The sequence below is a fragment of the Geobacillus sp. C56-T2 genome (genome assembly GCF_007829715.1).
GTDB classification, from domain to species: Bacteria; Bacillota; Bacilli; order Bacillales; family Anoxybacillaceae; genus Geobacillus; species Geobacillus icigianus.
Window position 1 is genome coordinate 2,688,755 of record NZ_VJWB01000001.1, and the last position, 14,767, is coordinate 2,703,521.

The window sequence follows — 14,767 nt, forward strand, 5'->3', positions numbered from 1 at the left end:
TCGCGCGGCACAAAAAATAGATGAGGAAAGAGGGTGTTCCCATCCATTGGGGACACCCTCTTTTGATGTGAACCGGCTACAAAACGCTCGCATGTCCGCGGTAGATGGCGCCAAACCCGCCATCGACCGTGATTTCTTGTCCGTCTTGAAACAGGCGGGTCGCATTCTCGACCCCGACGACGACCGGAATGCCGAGGCTTAACCCGACCACGGCCGCATGGCTCGTCAGCCCGCCTTCTTCCGTGATGATCGCCGCCGCTTTTTCCAGCGCCGGCATCATATCGGCATCGGTGCTGATGGTGACCAAAATGCCGCCTTCCACCATTTTTCGGCACGCCTCTTCCGCCGTTTTGGCGACGACCGCCTTGCCGAACGCCGACTTGCGGCCGATGCCTTGCCCTTTGGCGAGCAGATCGCTGATGACGTGCACTTTCATCAAGTTCGTCGAACCGGTTTCGCCGACCGGCACGCCGGCGGTGATCACGACCAAGTCGCCGTGCTTGACCAAACCGGAGCGCACCGCTGCATCGACGGCCACATCCAACATTTCATCCGTCGTGTTCACATGCGGCGCCTCTTTCGTATAGACGCCCCAGACGAGCGCTAACCGACGCGATACCGCCTCGTCTGAAGTGACGGCGATAATCGGCGCTTTCGGACGGTATTTGGCCACCATCTGCGGCGTTTTTCCGCTCACTGTCGGCGTGACGATCGCGGCGACGTCCAAATTCAGCGCCGTATGGGCGACCGACTGGCCGATGGCATCGGTGATCGTCGTTTGGCTCTCTTTTGTGCGCTGCGACAAAATGTCGCGGTGCTCCAACGCCTGTTCGGTGCGAAGCGCAATTTGGTGCATCGTGCGGACCGCTTCGACCGGGTACTGGCCGGCCGCCGTCTCCCCGGACAGCATGACCGCATCCGTGCCGTCAAAAATGGCGTTGGCGACGTCGCTGGCCTCCGCCCGCGTCGGACGCGGGTTGCGCTGCATTGAATCAAGCATTTGCGTCGCTGTAATGACTGGCTTGCCGAGCATGTTGCATTTTTTAATGAGCATTTTTTGGATGAGGGGGACTTCCTCAGCCGGAATTTCTACGCCTAAGTCGCCGCGTGCCACCATGAGGCCGTCGGCTGCTTCCAAAATTTCATCGATGTTGGCCACGCCTTCTTCGTTTTCAATTTTGGCGATGATTTGGATGCCGAGCGCATCGTTCGCTTCAAGCAGCTCGCGGATTTCCAACACATCGGACGCCCGGCGCACGAACGACGCAGCGATGAAGTCGATCCCTTGGCGGATGCCGAACAAAATGTCAGCGCGATCTTTCTCGGTGATGCCCGGCAAATTGACGCGCACGCCGGGAACGTTGACCCCTTTTTTGTTTTTCAGAACCCCGCCGTTTAAGACGGTGGTGACAATTTCCCCCGCTCCTTTATCGATCGCCGTGACTTCGAGGCCGATCAGCCCATCATCGAGCAAAATGGTCGAGCCGACGGACACGTCATCGATCAGTCCCGGATAAGTGACGGAAATTTTGTCTCGGGTCCCGAGCACTTCGTCCATCGAAATGACGAGCCTTGCGCCTTCCTTCAGCTCGATGGCGCCGTTTTCCATGTTATGCGTGCGAATTTCCGGACCTTTTGTGTCAAGCAAAATCGCCACCGTTTTCCCGGTTTGCTGCGCCGCTGTGCGAATGTTGGCAATGCGCCTCCCGTGTTCTTCATGATCGCCGTGCGAAAAGTTGAGGCGCGCTACGTTCATGCCTGCCTCGATCAATTGCACGAGCTTGTCCACGCTTTCGCTTGCCGGCCCAATCGTACAAACAATTTTCGTTTTCCGCTTCATCGCTTCTTCTTCCTTTCCCCTCGGGAAGTGAACTCCCCGCCGCTTCCGAACAGGCGGGGGCTTCAAGCGGCTTGGGCGTGTTTGCCGAACGGCAAGACACCGTCCCGACTACGCTACCTTTCATTCCGAAATGTCTGCTCTACTCGTAGACTAGCATATTCGTCAATGATTGCCAACCGCGATTTCTCTCCCGGCGGGCCCATGGGACCGCCGCTCGCCCTTTCTTGGCGCCGGGAGATGGTTTTCAAAACCGTTAAATCGACAGCTCTTTCGACAACGCATACATCCGCTGATCGATCGTATGAATTTGGCTCAACGCTTCGGCGATGTCATGGTCGACGAGCCGGTTGTTTTGGATGCCGACGCAACGGCCGCCTTTGCCTTCAAGCAAAAGTTCGACCGCCCGGGCGCCGAGACGGCTCGCTAACACGCGGTCAAACGCCGTCGGCGATCCGCCGCGCTGCACGTGGCCAAGCACCGTCACGCGCGTCTCAAAACCGGTCGCCTCTTGAATTTGCCGCCCAACGTCAACGCCGCTGCCGACTCCTTCGGCGACAATGATGATGCTATGTTTTTTGCCGCGTTCATGGCCGCGCTTCAAGCGAGCGATGATATCATCCATATCGTAGTCCGCTTCCGGGATCAAAATCGTCTCCGCCCCGCCGGCAAGCCCCGACCATAAGGCAATGTCGCCGGCATGACGGCCCATGACTTCAATGACATACGTCCGCTCATGCGACGTCGCCGTGTCGCGAATTTTGTCAATAGCGTCAATAACGGTGTTCAACGCCGTATCAAACCCGATGGTAAAATCCGTCCCCGGGATATCGTTGTCGATCGTCCCGGGCACGCCGACGCACGGAAAGCCGTGCTCCGTCAATTTTTTTGCCCCTTGGTAGGACCCGTCACCGCCGATGACGACCAGCCCTTCAATGCCGTGTTGTTTCAGCTGCTCGATTCCTTTTTTCTGCCCTTCCTCCGTCTTAAACTCCGGACAGCGGGCGGTGTAAAGAATCGTGCCGCCGCGATGGATAATATCCCCGACATCGCCGACTTCGAGCTTTTTGATATTGCCGGCAATCAGCCCGGCATAGCCATGATACACGCCGTACACTTCGACGCCGTGGTAAATGGCTTTGCGGACGACCGCGCGAATGGCCGCGTTCATGCCCGGCGAGTCGCCGCCGCTCGTCAATACACCAATCCGTTTCATCACTTCCACCTCATTTGTCTCGAATTGCCCACGTCCGACCTCATACGTCTGTCGCCTCTAAACATTCCTAATGTACCATGAACGCCTGTTGAACACAACAGGGAACGCACGCTGAAACGGCTTACAAGAGGCGATTTTTTTAACAGAACAAAGCTGTCCATAGGGAACCGGATCATGTGTTGAGACGCCATTGTTTAGACAGAACAAAGCTGTCCCGCCAGCGGAGACAGCTTGTTTCTTATCTTGCCCGAATCGTCTCTTGTAAAAACGAGACGCAGCCCATTTGTTTAAATTTTTCGTAGCGCTGTTCCACGAGCGCCTCGCCGTCGAGCGCCAGCAGCTCTTTTAGCGAAGCGCGCAGCACGCGGTCGATTTCTTTCGCCTGTTCATCGGCATTGCGGTGGGCGCCGCCCTTCACTTCTGGGATGATTTCATCAATGACGCCGAGCGCTTTTAAGTCATGGGCGGTGATTTTCATTGTTTCCGCCGCCCGCTGCGCCAATGAGGCGTCTTTCCACAAAATCGCTGCCGCCCCTTCCGGCGAGATGACCGAGTACGTGGAGTTTTCGAGCATATGAATATGGTTGCCGACGCCAAGCGCCAGCGCCCCGCCGCTTCCACCTTCGCCGATGACGATGCAGACAACCGGTACGGTGAGTCCCGCCATTTCAAACAAGTTGCGGGCGATCGCCTCGCTTTGCCCGCGCTCTTCCGCCGCTTTGCCCGGATAGGCACCTTTTGTATCAATGAAGCAAATGATCGGACGGGAAAACTTTTCCGCCTGCTTCATGAGCCGCAGCGCTTTCCGGTAGCCTTCCGGGTGCGGCATGCCGAAATTGCGGCGCAAATTTTCTTTCGTATCTTTGCCGCGCTGGTGGCCGATCACCGTCACCGGAAGCCCGTCGTACATGGCAATGCCGCCGACGATCGCTTCGTCATCGCCGAAGCAGCGGTCGCCGTGGCACTCAAGAAAGTTTGTAAACAGCCGCTCGATGTAATCGAGCGTCGTCGGCCGTTGCGGATGGCGGGCGATTTGCACGCGATCCCACGGCGTCAAGTTCGCGTACACTTCGTTTTCCAATTTGGCTAGGCGCGCCTCCAGCTTTTCGATTTCCGCTGCTAAATCGACATCGGCCGTTTTCATAAACTCTTTCAACTCTTGAATTTTGCGGCGCAGCTCGACAAGCGGCTTTTCAAATTCTAATTCCGCCACCATCCCGCTTCCCCTCCTCCGTTATGAATCGCCAGCACAACGGCCAGCTTTTCCTTCAGCTCATGGCGATGGATGACAGCATCCAGCTGCCCGTGCTTCAGCAAAAACTCCGCCGTCTGGAAGTCTTCCGGCAGCTCTTCGCGCACCGTCTGCTCGATGACGCGGCGGCCGGCAAAGCCGATGAGCGCCCCCGGTTCGGCAAAGTTATAATCCCCAAGCGAGGCAAAGCTCGCCGATACACCGCCGGTCGTCGGATGGGTCATGACGGAGATGAACAAGCCGCCGTCGTTGCTGAATCGTTTGAGCGCGGCGCTCGTTTTCGCCATTTGCATGAGGCTGAGCACCCCTTCTTGCATGCGGGCGCCGCCGGACGCGGTGAAAATGAGAAACGGCACGCCTTGCTCCCTCGCCTGTTCAACAGCGCGGGCGATTTTTTCGCCGACAACCGAGCCCATGCTGCCCATGCGGAACGACGAATCCATGACAGCTATGACGAGCGGATGGCCGTCAAGCGTCCCTTCGCCGGTGACGACCGCCTCATTCAGTCCGGACTTGCGCCGGTCTTCTTCCAGTTTTTCTATGTAGCCCGGAAAGCCGAGCGGATTGACCGAGATCATATCGGCGTCATACTCGCGGAAGCTGCCGTCATCCAGAAGGCTGGCAATTCGCTCGCGCGCCGGCAGCGGGTGATGGTAGCCGCAGCTTAGGCAGACGCGCAAGTTTTTGACCAATTCTTTCGTATACATAATTTTTTTGCATTGCGGACATTTCGTCATCACGCCTTCCGGAACTTCATGCTTCAGTTGTTCGGCAGGCAGCGGCGCGTATTTTTTCTTTTTGCCAAATAAGTCTTTCCACATGAGGGAGCCCCTCCTTTATGATCCATTGTATCGGTTTCATGGTTTATACTGCAACACCGAAAAAGAAAAGTGGAGGGCAGATCGCGCTGCCCATGGAGCTTTTCCGTAAAGAGCGATTTATTTGACGGCAACGGCACCAAATCCGAACAAAGCGATCAGTTCATCGACAAAGGGCGCCGTCAAAGCTACTGCATACCGCTCCGGCAGGCGGAGAAGCGCGCGTTTACGTTCGTCATACAAGTAAACAGGCGTGCGGCCGCTATGCTGTTCAAGCAGCTGTTTTAGCGCAGCGAGCCGGCCGCTGTCCGCGCCGCTGGCATTGATGTAGAGCGCCGACACCGGCAAGCCCCACGCGCGGCGGATGACGAGCTGGCGCCGTCCTCCGCGCCTTTCCATCGTCCCGGAAAGCAAAACGAACGCTCCCTCCACGAGCTCAGCAGCAGCGCGGGCATATATCGGTGGAAAAGCGACCGCCTCCACTTCTCCGCTTTCATCGCCGATGGTCAAAAACGCCATCTCCTCGCCAAACTTCGTCCGCGTTTTCCGCAGCTGCGCGACCGCCCCCCCGACCACCACGGACGGGCCGTCCGCCTCAGCGGCGAACACGGCATGCGCCGCCTGAAACAACGGTCGGCATACCGCCGCTGGATGCGGGGTGACGGCAAAACCGAGACATTCTCTCTCCCGGCGGCGCCGCTCGTTGGGCGTCCACGGTTTGGCCTCGGCGTATTTCGGCTGGGGTGAAAATCCGATCGCTCCCCCGTACGCGCTCAGCCATTCGGCATGTTCGGCGGCGATCTCAATGCTCGCTGAAAGGACGGCGCGCTCGACTCCAAACTCATCGAAGGCGCCGGCAGAAATCAGCGCCTCCAGCGCCGGACGCGCCAATCCTTTCGGCAGCAGGCGAACGGCAAAGTCGAAAAAGTCGGCAAACGCCCCGTGCGCTTTTCGCTCATCGATGATGAGCTTCGCAGCCGAGCCGACATGCTTCACCGCCGAAAGCCCCGTGCGGATCGCCTCCCCTTCGATCGCAAACCGATAGCTGCTCCGGTTGATCGACGGCGGCAAAACCGGAAGGCCCTTCCGCTCCGCCTCGCGGCTGTAAAGCGCCATCGTTTCCCGATCGCCGGCCGCATCCGCCAACATGACCGCATAAAAACAGAGCGGATAATGCGCTTTAATATACGCCATCGCATACGACAGCCGCGCATAGCTGACCGCGTGGCTTCGATTAAAACCATAATGGGCAAAGCGAACGATGTGCCGGTACAGCTCCTCGGCCACGTCCTCGGCGTAACCGTTCGCAAGGCAGCCGGCGACAAACGCCTCTTTCTGCTCGGCCAACAGCGCCTTTTCCTTTTTCGCCACCGCCCGCCGGAGCACGTCCGCTTGTCCGAGCGAAAAGCCCGCCAGCCGGGCAGCGATTTGCATAATTTGCTCCTGATAAATCAATACACCGTAAGTCGGCGCCAAAATGGGAGCCAGATCGGGGTGCGCATACGACACCGGCTCTTCGCCGCGCTTGCGCCGAATGTAAACAGGGATCATCTCCATCGGGCCGGGGCGGTACAACGCGTTGACCGCGACCAAATCCTCAAACTCGGACGGCCGCAGTTCAGCAAGCACGCGCTTCATTCCCGCGGATTCGAGCTGAAAAATGCCGTTCGTGTCCCCCGAACTAAGGAGGGCGTACGTTTTGGCATCATCGAGCGGCAGCGCGTCAACCGCAAACGGCCGCCCCGTCTGCCGCTCGACGAGGCGCGCCATCCGGCCGATCAGTGTCAACGTGCGCAACCCGAGAATATCGATTTTCAACAATCCGAGCGCCTCAAGCGCGCCCATCGCGTATTGCGTGAGCGGCCATGGGCCGTGGCTAGGCTGCAACGGCACATGGGCGAGCAGCGGCTCGGGGCTGATGATGACGCCGGCGGCGTGAATCGACGTGTGGCGCGGCAAGCCTTCCAGTTTTTGCGCTACAAAAAGCCAACGATCCCCGCCGCGAACGGCGCTAACCGCCCGACGAAAGGCAGCCGATTCGTCATGCCAGCGACGAATCGTGAGTCCTTGTCGGTTGGGCAGCAGCGCGATCACCCGCTCCGTTTCCTCCCCGGCAAGGCCGAGCGCCTTCGCCGTCTCGCGCAGCGCCGCTTTGGCGCCGAACGTGCCGAACGTAATGATTTGCGCGACGCGATCATGACCGTATTTGTCGGCGACGTAACGAATCATTTCCTCGCGTCGATCGTCGGGAAAGTCCAAGTCAATATCCGGTACCGACACGCGCTCCGGGTTTAAAAACCGCTCGAACAACAGCCCGTATTCCAGCGGATCAACATCGGTGATCGACAACGCGTAAGCGACAAGCGAGCCGGCAGCCGAGCCGCGGCCCGGTCCGGTCATGATGCCGCGCCGGCGCGCGTAGGCGACCACATCGGCGACGATCAAAAAATAGTCACTGAAACGAAGCGATTCAATGATAGCCAACTCGTGCTCCAACCGCCGCCAATAGCGCGCATCCGCTGACGGCACGCGGCGAGCGAGTCCTTGTTCGCAAAGGCGGCGCAAATAGCCATCCGCCGTTTCCCCATCCGGCACCGGGAACTTCGGCAGCCGCCGGCGACCGAACTCGAGGCGGAGCGCGCACTGATTGGCAATCTCGATGCTGTTGGCAAGCGCCTCCGGCCAATCGGCAAAGCGGCGGGCCATCTCGTCCGGCGCCGCCAAGTGACGCCCGTCCTCTTCGGCAATGTTTGCGAGCGGTACCCCGCGGCTCAGCGCCTGCAAGCAGCGAAACGCAAGCGCATCCTCGCGCTCCACGTAGCGGACATCGTTCGTCGCAACGGGCGGAATCCCGAGCTCCTCCGCGAGCCGCCGCAGCCCGTCCTCATACGGCGCGCGCCACCGTTCGCCGCGCTGGATGGCGATATACAGGCGGCCAGCAAACAGCTGGCGGTAGCGGAACAACGTTTCTTTCGCCCGCTCCACATCCCCAGCGGCGAGCAGCGATTCGAGCCGCCCGTTAGGCCCTGGCGTGATGGCCATGATTCCCTCGCTCAAGCGGCGGAGGACGTCCTCGTGAATGCGCTTTTCTTCCCCCATTTGCACCGCTGTGCTGATTTCGATTAAATGGCGGTATCCTTCCTCATTGGCAGCCAGCAGGACGAGCGGAAATGCCGCTTCATCTCCCTCGAGGATGACATCCGTCATCATGCCGATGATGGGGCGGAGGCCGTGCTGCTCGCACTCCCGGTAAAACGGAATGGCGCCATACAGCACATGACGGTCGGTGAGCGCCAACGCCTCATAGCCGAGCTGTTTCGCTTTGGCCACAAGCGCCTCGACCGTCGCCGCGCTTTGCAGCAAGCTATACGCGCTGACCACATGCAAATGAACGAACGACATGGTCCTCCCCCTCTCCGTTTCGCGGGCGAAAACTTTCTCTTCCGCTACATATTGCGTCCGATGGCCTGATATACATAAATAAAGAAAGGACGGGGAAACCGATGAACGAAAAAGTGGCTTTTTTGCCGGCGTTTATTCAAAGCTATTTTATCGCGGTCGGCGTGCTGCTCGGCGGCGCCGTGATCGGCGCGCTCGGCGCTTTTTTGAGCGGCGGCCAACCGCTGACCGCCATGTATCGGTTCGCCGGCGATTTGCGCATTTGGGCGGTGGTGGCCGCCATCGGCGGGACGTTTGATACGTTTTATGTCGTCGAACGGGGGCTGTTTCTTGGCGAAACGAAAGATATTGTGCGCCAATTTTTGCTCATTTTGTCTGCCATGGGCGGCGCGCAAACAGGGGTAGCCATCGTTACGTGGCTGACGCAGGAGCACATTTCGCCATGAGAATTCCTCCGTATTATCAATACCCATCATGGCAACGCTTTTTTGCCGGCGTCGCGATCGGAGCGCTGATCAGTTGGTTCGTCTTTTTATACATTTTCGGCGTTCTGCAAGAAAAACAAGTGCGGCATGTCAACGAGCTGAACGAGCAAATCGCCGATCTGCAAAAAGAGATTCGCATCTGGCAGGAAGATTATATTCATTACAACAAAGAAATGAAAAAAAAGCTGACCGTCCAAGACATCACTGTTCATCTCGCCAACGCTGAGCAGTATAAATTTGATTCGTACACGACATTCCGCATCGAAGACAGCGTCAAAGAAGACTTGTCCCATTTAATTACAAAGGACATTGAAACAGTGTACAACAGCCGCGAATTGATCAAGCGGGCCGTCGAGAACAAAACGTTCTCAATCCATGAAAAACAATACCGGCTGCAACTTCACACCCTCACCATTTTCACCGTTTTAGCGGTTGAAGTAAAAGTAACGCCGCTCCCGTAATCCGACACGCCTTGGCGCGCCGGCGGCAAAAGAAGCGGCCCCAGGCGGGCGGGGCCCTTTTCCCGGCGCCACCGCACGCGCAACATCCCGGCGCCGGGTAACCGCAATTCTCAAGCGGAATCCCTGCTCAGCGCTACCGCACGCCCAGCGCCCCGCCGCTGGGTGACAGCACTCCAAACCGAATGCCGCGGCAGGCGCTAGAATGATAGCGTTAAGGCTACCGCTCCGCGCGGCAGATGGCCTTCACGTCCTCAATAACGCGATCCGCTTCTTCCCATGACGCGATGGACGCGCCAGCCGCAAGCGGGTGTCCGCCGCCGCCGTAGCGTTTGGCGACCGCGTTGACGATCGGTCCTTTCGAGCGGAAGCGGACGCGGATGTCCTTCTCCTCCTCAATAAAAAACACCCAAGCGATGATGCCGTCGATATTGCCGAGCAAGCTGACGAGCTGAGACGCCTCGAGCGGGGTGACCCCATATTCCTCAAGCAGCGCCCGCGGCATTTTAACGGCCGCCACTCCTTCTTCGATTGTAAAGTTCGACAGCACATAGCCGCTTAAGCGGGCAAGCGGCAAGCTCGTTCGATACAATCCGTCGTACAATTCCGTCAGCGAAAAACCGTACGAAATGAGCTCACCGGCGTAGCGGAACGTTTTTTCGCTCGTGCGCGGAAACAAAAAGCGGCCCGTATCGCCGACAATGCCGGCGTAAATGAGGCGCGCCGCCTCAGCGGTCATCGTCAGCCCTTCGTCTTTCCCAGATAAATACAACTCATAGATCATCTCGCTTGTCGAACTGGCGGCGGTGTCGACCCACATGATGTCGCCATACGGCGTGTCGTTCGGATGATGATCGATTTTAATGAGCTTTCGCCCGAGCCGGTAGCGGCTGTCGCAAATCCGTTCCTCGTTGGCTGTGTCACAGACGATGACGAGCGCCTGCTCATAGACCGCATCGTCAATGACATCCATTTGGCGTAAAAATGATAACGACGGGTCGTCCGTCCCCACCGCATACACCCGCTTGTTTGGAAACGACGCCCGCAGCAGCGCCGCCAACCCGCCTTGCGATCCGTACGCGTCCGGATCCGGGCGCACGTGGCGATGGATGATGATCGTGTCAAACTCGCGAATCGCATCAACAATTTGTTGCTGAACCGGTTTCATTCGTTTTTCCCCTTTTTCGTCACCTGTCATAGTCAACCGCTGGCCTTTTTCCCTGCTTCTATGTACAATGGAAAACGAAATGGACAACGGAGGGATCCACCATGCCAGCTTTGGTTATTTTCATTATATTTTCCTTTTCGTTTTACGTCTATTATAAAATCCGCTACGTCCGTTCGGAACGTCCGATCGAGCGCCGCTTTCTCTCGGCGAAAGCGAGCGTGGCGCTCGGGCTGTTCGTCGCCTTGTTCGGGATCAACCAATTGTTTTTGTATCAGACAACGGTGACGTATATCATCGCCGCCATTTTTATCATCTTAGGCTTTGGCAGCGCTTGGGCCGGCTACCGCGCCTACCGCTACTACTTGCCCCAGGCGGTCGAGGAGGCGGAGGCGGCCAAACAAAAGTAAGGCCGTTTGGCGCTGACAACGGGCGGCACAAGGAAAAGGATGTCCCGGACAGAAAGCGGGCATCCTTTTCGTTTGCCTTGCCGTCCCCTTGCTTTTCGGGCTCGTTGCGATCAAAAACGGGGCATGGATTGCTCTGTTGGCTGCCTTGCCCGTTCATCGATCGATCAGCTGGCACATCATCATCGCCTTGCCGACAAGATCGCCTTCATTGTACACTTCGACATCCACCTTCCCAAACTTGCGCCCGAGCTCTAAAAGCTTCGCTCGCACGTCAACCGTGCTATCAATCTGCACCGGTTTGATGAAGTAGACGGTAAGGTTTTCCATCACCAAATCGCCGCGCTTGTACGCCCGCAGCATGCGCGCCGCCGCTTCGGTGACGATCGTCGTAAACACGCCGTACGAGAGCGTGCCTAAATAGTTCGTCATTTGCGGCGTGATCGTGCAGCGGAACAGCGTTTCTTTGTCGCCGGACTCTCGAAACTGGGCGGTGATGAGATCATCGATCGTCTCCCCGACTTGTGGCTGGCGCTGCGCCATTTGCAGCGCTTTTAACACATCTTGGCGGCTGATGATCCCTTGCAGCCGATGGTGGTCGTCGACCACTGGAAGCAGCTCAATCCCTTCCCATACCATAATGTGAGACGCAAAGGCGACCGATGTTTTTCCGCTCACAGTGATCGGCTGCTTCGTCATCACTTTTTCAATCGGCAGCTTTCGATCCATATCGAGCACATCTTTCGCCGTCACGATCCCCTGCACTTTCAAATCTTCATCGACGACCGGGAAACGGCTATGGCGTGTTTCCTTGTTTAATGCGTACCAGCGCTCAACCGGATCGTCGACGCGCAAGTACGCGGTTTTTTCCACTGGAATAATAATATCTTCAACGAGCACGATTTCTTTTTTAATGAGCTGATCGTAAATGGCGCGGTTGATCATCGTCGCGACCGTAAACGTGTCATAGCTCGTCGAAATGATCGGCAGCTGCCGCTCATCGGCGAGCTTTTTAACATGGTCGGCCGTGTCAAACCCGCCCGTGATGAGCACGGCCGCTCCGGCTTGCAGGGCCAGCTCGTGCGCCTTCGTCCGGTTGCCGACGATGAGCAGATCGCCCGCCCCGGTATAACGCATCATCGCTTCGAGCTGCATGGCGCCGATGACAAAGCGGTTGAGCGTCTTATGAAGCCCTTCACGTCCGCCAAGCACTTGCCCGTCAACGATGTTGACCACCTCAGCGTAAGTGAGCTTCTCGATGTTCTCCTTGCGCTTTTTCTCGATCCGGATCGTGCCGACACGTTCAATCGTGCTCACATACCCTTTATTTTCGGCATCTTTGATCGCCCGGTACGCCGTTCCTTCGCTCACACCCATTTCTTTGGCGATCTGGCGCACGGAAATTTTCTCGCCAATCGGCAGCCGATGGATGTATTCCAAAATTTGTTCGTGTTTTGTCGCCAACGGTTCTTCACCCTTTGCCTGTTGTTACTTTCATTATAACGGCCGCAACGGCCGCGATTCAACGGGAGGAAACCCGGCGAACCGCACCGCGGTGGCGGAAGCTGGTCGTTTTGCGCCACAAAGTCGCCTCTTCGTCCATCGGTTCGACGGAAACGGGAAGATTCACAGGACAAAAAGAGAGGAAAGGCGAATTCCTTTCCTCTCTTCCACCTCTTTTCGCGCCACCGTCCCCATCCAACCGCTCCGCTCACCAGCGGCGCGCTACAGCTCGATGCTTTCGCCCGGCTTCAGGGCGCGGCCAACCCCCGGCGGGAGGAGCGAAACGAACCGTTCCGGGTCTTGGGCGATCGGCGGGAACGTGTTGTAATGAATCGGCACGACGAGCTTGGCTCCGAGCCACTCGGCGGCCACGGCCGCATCTTCCGGCCCCATCGTGAAGCTGTCCCCAATCGGCAGGAAGGCGACATCGATGGAATGGCGCTCGCCGATCAGTTTCATGTCGGAAAACAGCCCGGTGTCGCCGGCATGGTAAATCGTTTTGCCTTCGGCGGTGAACAAAATGCCGGTCGGCATGCCTAAATAAATGATCTGCTTGTCATTCGTCACAAATCCGGAGCTATGGAACGCCTGCGTCAACTTGACGGTGCCAAAGTCAAATTCGCGCGCCCCGCCGATGTTCATGCCAAACGTCTCAACGCCTTGCCAACTTAAATACGTCGCCAGCTCAAACGTTGCAACGACCAGGGCGTTGTTCCGCTTGGCGATCTCCACCGTGTCACCGACATGATCCCCATGTCCGTGCGTCAACAAAATGACATCCGCTTTGACGTCGGCCGCGTTCAAGTCGGTCGTCGCGTTGCCAGTGATGAACGGATCAATCAAAATCGTTTTTCCGTTCGTCTCAATGCGGACGACCGAATGGCCATGGTAGCTGACTTTCATCCCCACATCTCTCCTTTCCACTCCACATGGTTCGCCGCCGCCCGCTCATTTCCTTCTTTTCCTGCCTGCCCATTTACAAGCGGCCCGTTTCTTGGTACGCTCAAACTGAACGATCGCAAGAAAGAGAGGCAGGAAACGATGAACGAACGGCTGCAAGCATTTTCCTCTTGGCTTCAACAACAACATAGTTCATTCGCCTTGATCACGTCAAGCACCAACGTCTTTTATTTGAGCGGATTTTGGTGCGACCCGCATGAGCGGTTGCTGGCGCTTTTGGTGTTCCCCGACGGCGAACCGGCGCTCGTCTGCCCGCACATGGAAGTCCGACGCGCCCGCCGAAGCGCTTTGGAATGCACAGTGATCGGCTATGATGACAGCGCCGACCCGTGGAAAGAAATTGACCGCCACCTGCGACAACGCAACATTCAGGCAACTAGCATCGCCGTCGAAAAGCACCATTTGTCGCTCGCTCGCTTCGAACGGCTTGCGGCGTTATTTCCAAACGCCCACTGGCACGACAGCGAAGAAAAGCTGCGCCAGCTCCGAATGATCAAAGACGAGCAGGAAATGAAAGCGTTGCGCCAGGCAGCGAAGTTGGCCGACAAGGCGATCGAAATCGGCGTATCGGCCATCCGCCCCGGCGTGACGGAGCTCGAACTTGTCGCTGTCATTGAATATGAACTGAAAAAGCTCGGCGTCGAACGGATGTCGTTCCCGACGACCGTGCTCACGGGCGCGAAAACGGCCGATCCGCACGGCACGCCGGGAACCGCAGCGGTCGCCCCGGGCGATTTCGTCTTGTTCGACTTAGGCGTCGTCGTCGACGGGTATTGCTCAGACATTACCCGCACCGTCGCCTGCCGGACGCTCGACGACGAACAACGGTTCATTTACGAAACCGTCCGGCGCGCCCAGCAGGCGGCGATCGATGCTTGCCGCCCGCAAATCGCCATGGGGGAGATCGACCGCGCCGCCCGCCGCGTCATCGAACAAGCCGGCTACGGTCCGTACTTCACTCACCGCGTCGGCCATGGTTTAGGGATTGACATTCACGAATACCCGTCGCTGCACAGCGCCAACCGCGCGCCGCTCGCCGCCGGCATGGTGTTTACGATCGAGCCGGGCATTTACGTTCCGCCGGCCGGCGGCGTGCGCATCGAAGACGATGTCGCCGTCACCGCCAACGGGATCGAAGTGCTGACCTCCTTCAGCAAAGAACTGATCATCGTGTAGCCGGCACCGCTGCGGCTGCCAAGGAAAAAACAAGCTGTCCGCCGGTGGACTGTTGCTCCGCTCGGACAGCTTGTTTTTCTTTCCCATTCCC

At 57.9% G+C, this 14,767-nt stretch carries 12 protein-coding genes; 4 read left to right on the forward strand and 8 right to left on the reverse strand.

All coding sequences use genetic code 11. From position 1 onward, the window contains the following. Window positions 1-76: 76 nt before the first annotated feature. The 5 genes from pyk to dnaE all read right to left on the reverse strand — a co-directional run bounded on the left by pyk (window position 77) and on the right by dnaE (window position 8,525). Window positions 77-1,840 carry a pyruvate kinase gene (gene pyk, locus GC56T2_RS13415; RefSeq protein ID WP_144975862.1) on the reverse strand — a complete coding sequence of 588 codons (1,764 nt, stop codon included), beginning with the start codon at window positions 1,838-1,840 and terminating at the stop codon, window positions 77-79. 253 nt (window positions 1,841-2,093) lie between these two features. Continuing rightward, window positions 2,094-3,053 carry a 6-phosphofructokinase gene (pfkA, locus tag GC56T2_RS13420; RefSeq protein WP_033844305.1) on the reverse strand — a complete coding sequence of 320 codons (960 nt, stop codon included), beginning with the start codon at window positions 3,051-3,053 and terminating at the stop codon, window positions 2,094-2,096. Window positions 3,054-3,291: 238 nt separating this feature from the next. Further along, window positions 3,292-4,269, reverse strand: coding sequence for an acetyl-CoA carboxylase carboxyl transferase subunit alpha (gene accA / locus GC56T2_RS13425; RefSeq protein WP_144975864.1), 978 nt, complete (start codon window positions 4,267-4,269; stop codon window positions 3,292-3,294). Further along, window positions 4,254-5,126, reverse strand: coding sequence for an acetyl-CoA carboxylase, carboxyltransferase subunit beta (accD, locus tag GC56T2_RS13430; protein WP_144975866.1), 873 nt, complete (start codon window positions 5,124-5,126; stop codon window positions 4,254-4,256). The genes accA and accD overlap by 16 nt, the downstream gene beginning before the upstream one ends. 117 nt (window positions 5,127-5,243) lie before the next feature. Next, window positions 5,244-8,525: a DNA polymerase III subunit alpha gene (dnaE, locus tag GC56T2_RS13435; protein WP_144975868.1), complete on the reverse strand. Its 3,282-nt coding sequence runs from the start codon at window positions 8,523-8,525 to the stop codon at window positions 5,244-5,246. A 101-nt stretch (window positions 8,526-8,626) separates the two neighbouring features. On the opposite strand from dnaE, the gene ytrH reads away from it, so the two are divergent. Then, a complete protein-coding gene (ytrH, locus tag GC56T2_RS13440) occupies window positions 8,627-8,968 on the forward strand; it encodes a sporulation membrane protein YtrH (protein ID WP_033844310.1) in 342 nt (113 codons plus the stop codon). Next, window positions 8,965-9,468 carry a sporulation membrane protein YtrI gene (gene ytrI / locus GC56T2_RS13445; RefSeq protein ID WP_144975870.1) on the forward strand — a complete coding sequence of 168 codons (504 nt, stop codon included), beginning with the start codon at window positions 8,965-8,967 and terminating at the stop codon, window positions 9,466-9,468. The genes ytrH and ytrI overlap by 4 nt, the downstream gene beginning before the upstream one ends. A 217-nt stretch (window positions 9,469-9,685) precedes the next feature. Here ytrI and GC56T2_RS13450 read toward each other — a convergent pair whose 3' ends face one another. Then, window positions 9,686-10,633, reverse strand: a complete 948-nt coding sequence (locus GC56T2_RS13450) for a DHH family phosphoesterase (protein ID WP_144975873.1) — start codon at window positions 10,631-10,633, stop codon at window positions 9,686-9,688. A gap of 101 nt (window positions 10,634-10,734) precedes the next feature. Here GC56T2_RS13450 and GC56T2_RS13455 point away from each other — a divergent pair, with 101 nt between their 5' ends. Continuing rightward, window positions 10,735-11,040 carry a YtpI family protein gene (locus GC56T2_RS13455; RefSeq protein ID WP_033844312.1) on the forward strand — a complete coding sequence of 102 codons (306 nt, stop codon included), beginning with the start codon at window positions 10,735-10,737 and terminating at the stop codon, window positions 11,038-11,040. 153 nt (window positions 11,041-11,193) lie between these two features. Here GC56T2_RS13455 and GC56T2_RS13460 read toward each other — a convergent pair whose 3' ends face one another. Both GC56T2_RS13460 and GC56T2_RS13465 read right to left on the reverse strand, forming a co-directional pair. Further along, on the reverse strand, window positions 11,194-12,501 hold the full coding sequence (locus tag GC56T2_RS13460; RefSeq protein WP_144975875.1) for a CBS domain-containing protein: 1,308 nt from the start codon (window positions 12,499-12,501) through the stop codon (window positions 11,194-11,196). 261 nt (window positions 12,502-12,762) lie between these two features. Continuing rightward, window positions 12,763-13,443, reverse strand: a complete 681-nt coding sequence (locus GC56T2_RS13465) for a metal-dependent hydrolase (protein ID WP_033019505.1) — start codon at window positions 13,441-13,443, stop codon at window positions 12,763-12,765. A gap of 138 nt (window positions 13,444-13,581) precedes the next feature. Between GC56T2_RS13465 and GC56T2_RS13470 the strand changes: the two genes are divergently transcribed. Beyond that, a complete protein-coding gene (locus GC56T2_RS13470; RefSeq protein ID WP_144975877.1) occupies window positions 13,582-14,676 on the forward strand; it encodes a M24 family metallopeptidase in 1,095 nt (364 codons plus the stop codon). Window positions 14,677-14,767 lie beyond the last annotated feature (91 nt).

Coding starts and splice junctions, on each gene's coding strand:
- pyk (WP_144975862.1), bottom strand. CDS start 1,840: ATGAAGCGGAAAACGAAAATTGTTTGTACGATTGGGCCGGCAAGCGAA.
- pfkA (WP_033844305.1), bottom strand. CDS start 3,053: ATGAAACGGATTGGTGTATTGACGAGCGGCGGCGACTCGCCGGGCATG.
- accA (WP_144975864.1), bottom strand. CDS start 4,269: ATGGTGGCGGAATTAGAATTTGAAAAGCCGCTTGTCGAGCTGCGCCGC.
- accD (WP_144975866.1), bottom strand. CDS start 5,126: ATGTGGAAAGACTTATTTGGCAAAAAGAAAAAATACGCGCCGCTGCCT.
- dnaE (WP_144975868.1), bottom strand. CDS start 8,525: ATGTCGTTCGTTCATTTGCATGTGGTCAGCGCGTATAGCTTGCTGCAA.
- ytrH (WP_033844310.1), top strand. CDS start 8,627: ATGAACGAAAAAGTGGCTTTTTTGCCGGCGTTTATTCAAAGCTATTTT.
- ytrI (WP_144975870.1), top strand. CDS start 8,965: ATGAGAATTCCTCCGTATTATCAATACCCATCATGGCAACGCTTTTTT.
- GC56T2_RS13450 (WP_144975873.1), bottom strand. CDS start 10,633: ATGAAACCGGTTCAGCAACAAATTGTTGATGCGATTCGCGAGTTTGAC.
- GC56T2_RS13455 (WP_033844312.1), top strand. CDS start 10,735: ATGCCAGCTTTGGTTATTTTCATTATATTTTCCTTTTCGTTTTACGTC.
- GC56T2_RS13465 (WP_033019505.1), bottom strand. CDS start 13,443: ATGAAAGTCAGCTACCATGGCCATTCGGTCGTCCGCATTGAGACGAAC.
- GC56T2_RS13470 (WP_144975877.1), top strand. CDS start 13,582: ATGAACGAACGGCTGCAAGCATTTTCCTCTTGGCTTCAACAACAACAT.